Consider the following 10,881-nt stretch of genomic DNA (forward strand, 5'->3'; position numbering starts at 1 on the left):
ATGTCACTGTGCACGTAGCAGAAACGCAGACAGGGACCAGAAGGTTCCCCGAATCCCACGGTTCCACACGTCCGCGGCAACACTGAGTCAGCACGCGATGATCCCCTTTCGCCTCCATACTGGACGCTCCGTCACTCCGCCCGCATCCATTGCTCCATGACCGACAACAGATGATCGGTATCCACCGGCTTGGTCACGTAGTCGGAGGCTCCGGAGTCGATGCTCTTCTCCCGGTCGCCCTTCATGGCCTTCGCGGTCAGCGCGATGATGGGAAGCCCGGCGAACTGCGGCATCCGGCGGATCGCCGCCGTGGTCGCATAGCCGTCCATCTCCGGCATCATGATGTCCATCAGGACCAGCACGATGTCGTCGTGCTGCTCCAGCACCTCGATGCCCTCGCGGCCGTTCTCCGCGTACAGCACCGACAGCCCGTGCTGTTCCAGGACGCTGGTGAGGGCGAAGACGTTGCGGATGTCGTCGTCGACGATCAGCACCTTCTCACCGTGGAAACCGCCCTCGAAGGCCGGGTCCACCAGATCCTGGCCGTTGCCGAGCCAGGGCTCCTCAGCGGGCTGCTGCGGGGCCGGCTGCGGCGGCGTCTGCAGCGGGGCCTGCGGGGGCGTCTGCGGCGCCTGTGGGGGCGCCGCGGCCGGCTGCTGCCGCCCGGAGAGCTCGAAGCGCCGCGGAGTTCCCGAAATCGCCCGGCGGCGGCGCCTGCTGAGGCTGCCTCCGGAGCCCAGCTCGTGCTCCTGCCGCTCCTCGGCCTCCTGCTGCCCGACCTCGCTCTCGCGCGCCTCCGCGTCCATCGCGAGCCCGCCGGCCACCAGCTGCGGGTAGCCCTGCGGCGGCAGCCCGCCCGGGTTGTGCGGCAGGTAGAGCGTGAAGGTGGAGCCGCGGCTGGGCTCACTCGCGGCATGGATCTCGCCGCCCAGCAGCCGGGCGATCTCCCGGCTGATGGACAGGCCCAGGCCCGTACCGCCGTACTTGCGGCTGGTCGTGCCGTCCGCCTGCTTGAACGCCTCGAAGATGACCCGCATCTTGCTCGACGCGATGCCGATACCGGTGTCGGTCACCGAGAAGGCGATCATGTCCGCGTCCGGGTCCCGCAGCGAACCGTGCTCCAGCAGCTGCTCCCTGATGGCCACCGGGACGTCCGCGCCGGCCGGCCGGATCACCAGCTCGACGGCACCGCTGTCGGTGAACTTCACCGCGTTGGACAGTAGGTTGCGCAGCACCTGCAGCAGCCGCTGCTCGTCGGTGTGCAGCGTGGCCGGCAGCTCCGGGGAGACCCGCACCGAGAAGTCGAGTCCCTTCTCCGCGGTCAGCGGCCGGAACGTCGCCTCCACGTAGTCCACGAGCTGGACCAGCGCGATCCGCGTCGGGCTGACGTCCATCTTGCCCGCCTCGACCTTCGACAGGTCGAGGATGTCGTTGATCAGCTGGAGCAGGTCGGAACCCGCGCCATGGATGGTTTCGGCGAATTCGACCTGCTTCGGGGAGAGGTTCCCCTCGGCGTTGTCGGCCAGCAACTTGGCCAGAATCAGCAGGGAGTTGAGCGGCGTGCGCAGCTCGTGCGACATGTTCGCCAGGAACTCCGACTTGTAGCGCATCGAGACCGCGAGCTGCTCGGCGCGCTCCTCCAGGACCTGCCGCGCCTCCTCGATCTCGGTGTTCTTCACCTCGATGTCGCGGTTCTGCGCCCGCAGCTGCTCGGCCTTCTCCTCCAGCTCCGTGTTGGACAGCTCCAGCGCCTTCTGCCGGCTTTCCAGCTCGGCCGAGCGCTCCTTGAGCTGCTCGGTCAGCTCCTGCGACTGCTTGAGCAGCACCTCGGTCTTGGTGTTCACCGAGATGGTGTTGACGCTGGTCGCGATCATCTCGGCGATCTGGCTGAGGAAGTCCTTCTGGATCTGGGTGAACGGCTGGAAGGACGCCAGCTCGATCACGCCGAGCACCTTGTCCTCGAACAGCACCGGCAGCACGATCACATTCGCCGGCGGCGCCTCGCCCAGCCCGGAGGCGATCTTGAGATAGCCGGACGGGACGTTCTCCACCAGGATGGTTCGCCCCTCCTCCGCCGCCGTGCCGATCAGCGTCTCGCCGGGCTTGAAGGTCGTCGGCATCCCGCCCATGGCGTAGCCGTACGAGCCCATCAGCCGCAGCTCGTACGCCCCGGCCTCGCCGCCGTCCGCGCCGATCTCCTGGCTGTCGGGCTGCGCCGCGAGGAAGAACGCGCCGTGCTGGGCGGAGACCGCGGGCGACAGCTCGCTCATGATGAGCGTGGCGACGTCCTTGAGGTCGCGGCGGCCCTGCATCAGACCGGAGATCCGGGCGAGGTTGCCCTTGAGCCAGTCCTGTTCCTCGTTGGCGAGGGTGGTCTCCCGGAGCGTGGAGATCATGGTGTTGACGTTGTCCTGGAGCTCCAGGATCTCGCCGGCCGCGTCCACGTCGATCCGGACGTTGTGGTCGCCGAGGGTGACCGCCGCGGCGACCGCGGCGATGGCCCGCACCTGACGGGTCAGGTTGCCCGCCATCTCGTTCACCGACTCGGTCAGGTCCCGCCAGGTGCCGGCCACGCCGCGCACCTGCGCCTGACCGCCCAGCTGGCCTTCCGTGCCCACCTCACGGGCCACCCTGGTGACCTGTTCGGCGAAGGACGACAGCTGGTCGACCATGGTGTTGATGGTGGTCTTCAACGCGAGGATCTCGCCCCGCGCGTCGATGTCGATCTTCTTGGTCAGGTCGCCCTTGGCGATGGCGGTGGTGACCATGGCGATGTTGCGGACCTGGCCGGTGAGGTTGTTGGCCATCGAGTTCACGGACTCGGTGAGGTCCTTCCACGTACCGGCGACGCCGGGGACGCGGGCCTGACCGCCCAGGATGCCGTCGGTGCCCACCTCACGGGCCACTCGCGTGACCTCGTCGGCGAACGACGACAGCGTCGTGACCATCGTGTTGACCGTGTCGGCGAGCTGCGCGACCTCGCCGCGCGCCTCGACCGTGACCTTCTTGGTGAGGTCGCCGTTGGCGACCGCCGCCGAGACCTGGGAGATGTTGCGCACCTGGATGGTCAGGTTGTTGGCCATCAGGTTCACGTTGTCGCTGAGGTCCAGCCAGATGCCGGTGGCGCCCGGCACCCGCGCCTGACCGCCCAACTGCCCCTCGGTGCCCACCTCGCGGGCCACCCGGGTCACCTGCTCGGCGAACGACGACAGCTGGTCGACCATCGTGTTGACGGTCGTGACCAGTTCGAGGATCTCACCCTTGGCGTCGACGGTGATCTTCTTCGACAGGTCACCGCGGGCCACCGCGGTCGTCACCTCGGCGATGTTGCGCACCTGCGAGGTGAGGTTGTTCGCCATGAAGTTGACGGACTGGGTGAGGTCCTTCCAGGTGCCGCTGACGCCCTGCACCTCGGCCTGGCCGCCCAGGATGCCCTCGGTGCCGACCTCACGGGCGACCCGGGTGACCTGCTCCGCGAACGAGGAGAGCTGGTCGACCATCGTGTTCAGGGTGTTCTTCAGCTCCAGGATCTCGCCCCGGGCGTCCACGTCGATCTTCTGCGACAGGTCACCCCGCGCGACCGCCGTGGCGACCTGCGCGATGTTGCGGACCTGGGCCGTGAGGTTGCCGGCCATGCCGTTCACGGAGTCGGTCAGATCGCGCCAGACACCCGCGACGCCCGGCACCTGCGCCTGACCGCCCAGCCTGCCGTCCGTGCCGACCTCCCGGGCGACCCGGGTGACCTGCTCGGCGAAGGCGGAGAGCTGGTCGACCATCGTGTTGATGGTGTTCTTCAGCTCCAGGATCTCGCCGCGCGCGTCCACGTCGATCTTCTGCGACAGGTCACCCCGGGCGACCGCCGTCGTCACCTGGGCGATCTGCCGCACCTGTGAAGTCAGGTTCCCCGCCATGAAGTTGACGGAGTCGGTCAGTTCCTTCCAGGTGCCGCTGACGCCGTCCACCCGGGCCTGACCGCCCAGCCGGCCCTCGGTGCCCACGTCCCTGGCCATCCGCGTGACCTGGTCGGCGAACGAGGACAGCTGGTCCACCATGGTGTTCACGGTGTTCTTCAGCTGGAGCATCTCGCCGGAGACGTCGACGGTGACCTTCTGCGAGAGGTCACCGTTGGCGACCGCCGTCGTCACCTGGGCGATGTTGCGCACCTGCCCGGTGAGGTTGCGGAAGGCGGTGTTCACGGAGTCCGTGAGGTCCTTCCACGTCCCCGCCGCCCCGGGCACCGCCGCCTGGCCGCCCAGCTCGCCCTCGACCCCGATCTCCCGTGCGACGCGCGTCACTTCGGCGCCGAACGACGAGAGCTGACCCACCATCGTGTTGACGGTGTTCTTCAACTCCAGCATTTCACCGGCGACATCGACGGTGACCGTCTGGGAGAGGTCACCGTTGGCGACCGCCGTCGTCACCTGCGCGATGTCCCGCACCTGCGCCGTCAGGTTGCGGAAGGCGGTGTTCACCGAATCGGTGAGGTCCTTCCACGTCCCGGCCGCGCCCGGCACCTGCGCCTGGCCGCCGAGCTGGCCCTCGGCGCCGACCTCGTTCGCCACCCGCGTCACTTCGTCCGCGAAGGTCCGCAGCGTCTCGGTCATGGTGTTGATCGTGTCGGCCAGCTGTGCGACCTCGCCGCGTGCACTGACCGTGACCTTCTGCGACAGATCGCCGTTCGCGACGGCCGTGGTGACCTGCGCGATCCCCCGCACCTGCGCGGTGAGGTTGCCGGCCATGAGATTGACCGAATCCGTCAGGTCCTTCCACACCCCGGCGACGCCGGGGACCTGGGCCTGACCGCCCAGCTCACCCTCCGTACCGACCTCACGGGCGACCCGCGTCACCTCGGAGGCGAACGAGGAGAGCTGGTCGACCATCGTGTTGACGGTGTTCTTCAGCTCCAGCATCTCGCCGGAGACATGGACGGTCACCTTGCGCGACAGATCGCCCTTGGCCACCGCCGTGGTGACGAGAGCAATGTCACGCACCTGGGCCGTCAGCCGGGACGCCATGGTGTTGACGGATTCCGTGAGGTCCTTCCACGAACCCGACATTCCGCGCACCCGCGCCTGGCCGCCGAGCTTGCCCTCCGTACCGACCTCACTGGCCACTCTCGTGACCTCGTCGGTAAAGGCGGAGAGCTGATCCACCAGCCCGTTGACGGTCCGGCCGACCTTCAGGAATTCACCCCGCAGAGGGTGCTCCGAAGAGCTGTCCGAACTGCGCGAGCGCAGATCCATCCGCTGTTCCAGGTCGCCCTCGGAGACCGCCGACAGCACCCGCCCCACCTCGGAGACGGGCCGTACGAGGTCGTCGACCAGGGCGTTCGAGGCGTCGATCGCCGCGGCCCAGGAGCCCTCTGCGGCACCGACCTCCAGCCGCTCCGTGAGCTTGCCCTCACGGCCGACGACCCGGCGCACCCGCGTCAGCTCGCCCGTGAGATGCAGATTGCGGTCCGCGACCTCGTTGAAAACCGCCGCGATCTCCGACATGACACCGTCGCCGGAAACCGTGAGCCGTTTGCGGAAGTTCCCGTCCCGCATCGCGACCAACGCGACCAACAGCCGATTCAGCGCAGCCGTATCCACCTCGGTCGTCCCGTTGTTCCGGGATCGTCCGCCTTTCGCGCGCGTGCTTGCGCCCCGCGCCGCTGCGCCAGACTCCACCGTGTCCCTCCCGCAGGGTCGACCGTTCTACCCGGGCTTTCTCTTGATACTTGCCCAGTGTTTCACCATGGCTCAACCAGGCCATAACAGTTCGGCAGCATCGCACACCGTCCCGGTGCACGATTGGGGCGGAAACACACGTGACCGGCATCCTTGGGTGCGGCGAAGGTAAGTAACCTGGCATACGGCTGTCCACCGCCCCGGCCATCGAGTACGGGCGGTGGGACGAGCACAACAGGTATTCGGAGGGGCGCCGCGACCATGGGGGAGCAGATCACCGACACACGCATGAGGAGACCAGTGATCACCGCGCGGGCCGCCGCAACCTTCGAGCCGGTCGGGCGCTCCGTCGCCACTGCCCGTGCGTTCGTGCGCGACACCCTGCAGGGCTGGGGCTGCGCCGACATCGTCGACGACGCCGTCGTCCTGACGAGTGAGCTGGTCACCAACGCCGTGGTGCACGCCGGCACCGCCGCCGACGTGCTGTGCCTGCGCAACGAGTCCGGAGTGCGGATCTCGGTCGCCGACCGCTACCCCGAACGGGAGATCCCGCTCCAGAACGCCGGCCAGGTCGTCGTCCACCCCGACCGCGAGGGCGGCCGCGGCCTGCTGCTGTGCGGCGCGCTGGCCTCCCGCTGGGGCGTCGAGTACACCGCCGCGCAGAAACACGTGTGGTTCCAGCTCGACCTCCCCGAGCGCCCGGCAGGCACCCGCTCGGCGGGCCCCGCGCTGCCCGTGGACGCCCTGCCGGTCACCGACACCCGCGTCCGCGTCGCCGTGATCCAGATCGACCGCGGCGGCTGCATCAGCTTCTGGAACGAGGACGCCCAGGACCTCTTCGCCTACGACCCCGAGCAGGTCATCGGCAAACCGCTCACCGACTTCGCCGCCTGGCCGCACACCCCCGGCACCGGCACCGGCATCGCCGAGGCGCTCCAGCTGTCCCGCTGGGAGGGCTCCTACGGCATAAGGGGCGCCGACGGCCGGGTCGTCCCCGTCTACGCCTCCCACCTGCGGGTCCGCGACGCCGACGGCGAGGCCTCCACGGTCTGTCTGCTGGTGCGCGACCACGAGCGGGCGATCCTCCAGAGCCCGCAGCGCACCCCCGCCCCGGACGCCGCCTCCCAGTCCGACCGCTCGGAGGGACGCCCCTCCGACCCGTTCGAGGTCTTCATCGGCTCCCCGGCCCCCGACGACCTCGACGGCCTGCTCCAGCGCACCGTCGAACGCGCCCGCGACATGCTCGACGGCGACGCCGCCTACCTCCTCCTGGCCACCGACGACGAGACCGAGCTGGAGGTCCGCGCCTCCACGGGCCTGCCCTCCGCCCGCCAGCGGTTCGCCCGGGTCCCCGTCGAGGCCGGGTCCGGACGCTACGGCTCCGCCCGGATGCCCGCCGTCCACGAGGACCTCACCGCCGTCCCCGGCGCCGTCCCGCTCCTCAGCGGCACGGGCATGCGCTCGGTCGTCACCGTCCCGCTGAAGGTCGAGGGCCGGCTGACCGGCTCGCTCGGCGTCGCCGCGGAGGGCGCCGGCCGCTACACCAACGAAGAGGCGCTGCGGCTCCAGTTCGCCGCCGACCGCATCGCCCTCGCCGTCGAACGCGCCCGCCTCACCGAGCTGGAGAAGCTGCGCCGCGGCTCCCTCTCCTTCCTCGTCGAGGCCTCCGACCTCCTGGCCGGCACCCTCGACCGCGACCAGACCCTGGCCCTGATGGCGCAGATGACGGTCCCCACCCTCGCCACGTGGTGCGCCGTCTACACCGTCGCCGACCAGACCTCCGAGCCCGAACTCTCCTATGTCCTGCACGAGGACGAGGACCGTATCGACGGCCTCAAGACCCTGCTGATGAAGGTCGATCCGCCCGAGCCGGTGCCCACCCCGGGCGCCCGGGTGTGGACCGCCCCCGGCGACGCCGCCCACGACGCCGCGCTGCGTACCTCGATGCGCAGCCTCGGCCTGGGCAACTCCGCCCGCCCGTCCACCGGTCCGGGCGCCACGCTCGCCACCGCCGCCGCGGTCGGCGGTGAGACCGTCGTCCTCCCCCTCGTCGCCCGCAACCGCGTCATCGGCATGCTCACCCTGGGCAAGCCCACCGAGGAGCACTTCCGCCAGGAGATCCTGGAGCTGGCCGAGGACCTCTCCCGCCGGGCCGCCCTCGCCCTGGACAACGCCCGCCTCTACTCCGAGCGCACGGCCATCAGCCAGTCCCTCCAGCGCAGCCTGCTGCCCCCGGAGCCGCTGCCGGACATCTCCGGCGTCGAGGTCGAGGTCATCTACCGCGCGGCCGGCGAGGGCAACGAGGTCGGCGGCGACTTCTACGACCTCTTCCCGATCCGCGACGGCGCGTACGGCTTCGCCATCGGCGACGTCTGCGGTACGGGCCCGGAGGCCGCCGCCGTCACGGGACTGGCCCGCCACGCGCTGCGGCTGCTCGCCCGCGAGGGCTTCGGCGGCCCCGCCGTCCTGGAGCGCCTGAACGCCGCGATCCTCGACGAGGGCTCCCGCAGCCGCTTCCTGACGCTCCTTTACGGCGAGCTGTGGCCCCAGGAAGACGGCGGCGCGGTCCTCAAGGTGGTCTGCGCGGGCCATCCCCTGCCGCTCCGGCTGCGCCAGGACGGCACGGTCGAACCGGCCGCCGAACCCCAGCCGCTGCTCGGCGTGATGGACGACCTAGAACTCTACGAGCAGACCGTCACCCTCGACCCGGGCGACGTCCTGCTGTGCGTCACCGACGGCGTCACCGAACGCCGCGAGGGCACCCGCATGCTCGGCGACGACGGCCTCACCGACGTCCTGACGACCTGTACGGGGCTGACCGCCGGTGCCGTCGCCGCCCGCGTGCTGCGCGCCGTGGAACGCTTCGCCGCCGAACCCGCCTCCGACGACATGGCCATCCTCGCCATGCGCGTCCCCGAGGTCCAGGCCGGCTGACCTGGGGGGCAGCGGCCTCTGTGAGCTGCCTCACAGCCCGGTGGCCGCCGCCCCCACCGCCACCTGCACCCTTGCGTGCGGTGCAGGGCAGCCTTGCCTGCCCTGCACTGGAGTCAACTCCCAACGGCCGCCCACGATACGGGGCATGACCTCCACACCCGCCGGAGCACCCGGCGACCTGCTCGCCGTCGTCAGCCAGACCGGCCCCACCGTCACCTTCTTCGACGCCGCCACCCACGAGCGCCTCGAAGTGCTGCCCGTCCCGGCGCAGCCGCACGAGCTCTGCTTCGACCCGGATCACCGGCTGCTGTACTGCACCAGCACCTATCTCTCCGGCTACTACGGCGCCAACGAGGGCCGGGCCCACGGGATCACCGTCATCGACGTCGACACCCGCACCATCGTCGACGTCCTCGACACGGCCCCCGACCACGCCCCGCACGGCCTGGCCCTCGACCGCGCCCGCGGCCGGCTGTACGTCAGCGTCGAGGCCACCGACACCGAGCCCGGCGGCATCGTGGTCCTCGACACCCGCACCCGCGCCCGCCTCGGCCGTATCTCCGCGATGGCCCCCGGTCCGCACTGGTTCGCCGTGACCCCCGACGGGCGGTACGGCTACACCACCAACAAGGAGGCCCCGTTCGTCTCCGTCATCGACCTCGACCGCGGGGAGTGCACCGGCCGCGTCCCCGTCCCCGGCAGTGAGGGCCTCGCCGTCGCCCCCGACGGCCGTCATGTCTATGTGGCGGCGCCCAAGGCCGCGTTGGCCGCTCCGCCCTCGGCTCCGACGGGCATCCACGTCATCGACACCGCCACCCAGGAAGTCGTCCGCACCCTCCCCACCAAGGGCCAGGTCATGCCGGTGCACGTGACGTCGGCGGGTCTGCTCCTCGCCGGTGAGCTGCGCCCGGACACCACCCAGGACGGCGCGCTCGGCGGCCAACTCCCGGGAGTGCTGTCCGTCTTCGCCGCCGACACCCTCACCCCAGTCGGTGAGGTCGAGGTCGGCCGGCTCCCCCTCACCCTCACCTCCTCCCCCGACGGCCGCCTCGGCTACGTCTCGGGAAATCTCTCCAGCACCGTCACCGTCGTCGACCTCGCGACACTGCGCCCGCTCACCACATTGGAGGTCGACCGCACTGATGTCTCAGGCGCCCACGGCCTGGCCTACATCGAATCCCGTCGCGACTGAGGCGCATTGCGGTACCGCGTCCCAACACGACAAAGGCCCCCGCCACTTGGCGGGGGCCTTTGTCTCTGGAGCCCCAATACGGAATCGAACCGTAGACCTTCTCCTTACCATGGAGACGCTCTGCCGACTGAGCTATTGGGGCGCGGCAACGGGATAGATATTACCCCAACTCAGCGACAGGTTCGAACCGGACCCGGCGTCACTCGCTAAAAGGCCGGCTGCAGCAATCCACCGAGCGCATTGCACGCACCGACCATCTTGTGCAGCTCCCGCCGCGACATCCCCGCGTGCACGGGCAGCGCCAGCGTCTCGTCCACCGCCCGCTCCGTCTGCGGCAGAAACACATCCCGCCGCAGCCCCGGCATCCGGTACACCGGAGCCAGTACGGGCACCCGGCAGGCCACACCCTTCGCCCGCAGCGTCCGCGCGAACGCGTCCCGGTCCGGCCGCCCGTTGCCCGGAACCCGCACCACATACTGCTCGTAGGTGTGTCCCGCGGCCGGCGTCGGCGTCCGGACCCCGTTGAGCCTGCCGTCCAGATACGCCGCATGCGCCCGACGCAGCTCCGCGCCCTCGGGGTCGGCCCCGGGCTCGTCCTCCACCAGTACCAGCAGGCCGTGCCGCTGGCCCACTTCGCGAATCCACCCGGCGTCCGCCGACCGCCCGAAGCGGTTGACCGCCACGACGGCGGCGGTCTGGCTCGTCACCACGTCCGCCACCGCGGCCGGGTCGACGCAGTAGCTGTCGCCGTCCACATCGGCGAACACCGGCACCGCGCCCAACTCCACCACGGCCCGTGCCACTTCGGCGCTGCCATACGCCGGCACCACGACCTCGTCACCAGCACGTACACCGGCCGACTTGAGCATTCCTGCTGTCCGCATGACACGCATCCTGGCCAGCTGAGGTGAACGTCGCGTTACGCCCATCACCCGGGGGACAGAACAAAAAAGCTCCGGTCCCTGAACCAAGGGTTCAGGGACCGGAGCTTAAAATTTGTTCGGCGGCGTCCTACTCTCCCACAGGGTCCCCCCTGCAGTACCATCGGCGCTGAAAGGCTTAGCTTCCGGGTTCGGAATGTAACCG

The 10,881-nt window shown here is 69.9% G+C and carries 4 protein-coding genes, 1 tRNA gene and 1 rRNA gene; 2 read left to right on the top strand and 4 right to left on the bottom strand.

Annotated elements, in window-relative coordinates:
• Positions 1-131 precede the first annotated feature (131 nt).
• Positions 132-5,669 (bottom strand): HAMP domain-containing protein, encoded by a 5,538-nt coding sequence (locus ACWC9R_RS32445; RefSeq protein ID WP_450736917.1) that lies wholly within the window; start codon positions 5,667-5,669, stop codon positions 132-134.
• A 261-nt stretch (positions 5,670-5,930) separates the two neighbouring features.
• Between ACWC9R_RS32445 and ACWC9R_RS32450 the strand changes: the two genes are divergently transcribed.
• Both ACWC9R_RS32450 and ACWC9R_RS32455 read left to right on the top strand, forming a co-directional pair.
• Positions 5,931-8,603 carry a SpoIIE family protein phosphatase gene (locus ACWC9R_RS32450; protein ID WP_450736919.1) on the top strand — a complete coding sequence of 891 codons (2,673 nt, stop codon included), beginning with the start codon at positions 5,931-5,933 and terminating at the stop codon, positions 8,601-8,603.
• 145 nt (positions 8,604-8,748) lie between these two features.
• Positions 8,749-9,795: a YncE family protein gene (locus ACWC9R_RS32455; RefSeq protein ID WP_450736921.1), complete on the top strand. Its 1,047-nt coding sequence runs from the start codon at positions 8,749-8,751 to the stop codon at positions 9,793-9,795.
• Positions 9,796-9,861: 66 nt separating this feature from the next.
• Here ACWC9R_RS32455 and ACWC9R_RS32460 read toward each other — a convergent pair.
• The 3 genes from ACWC9R_RS32460 to rrf all read right to left on the bottom strand — a co-directional run.
• Positions 9,862-9,937, bottom strand: a tRNA-Thr gene (locus tag ACWC9R_RS32460).
• Between the two features lie 64 nt (positions 9,938-10,001).
• Positions 10,002-10,664, bottom strand: coding sequence for a DegT/DnrJ/EryC1/StrS family aminotransferase (locus tag ACWC9R_RS32465; protein WP_450736924.1), 663 nt, complete (start codon positions 10,662-10,664; stop codon positions 10,002-10,004).
• A gap of 129 nt (positions 10,665-10,793) precedes the next feature.
• Positions 10,794-10,881: ribosomal RNA gene (gene rrf / locus ACWC9R_RS32470) — 5S ribosomal RNA — on the bottom strand; the annotation flags it as partial.

It is taken from the genome of Streptomyces sp. NPDC001219 (genome assembly GCF_053597915.1).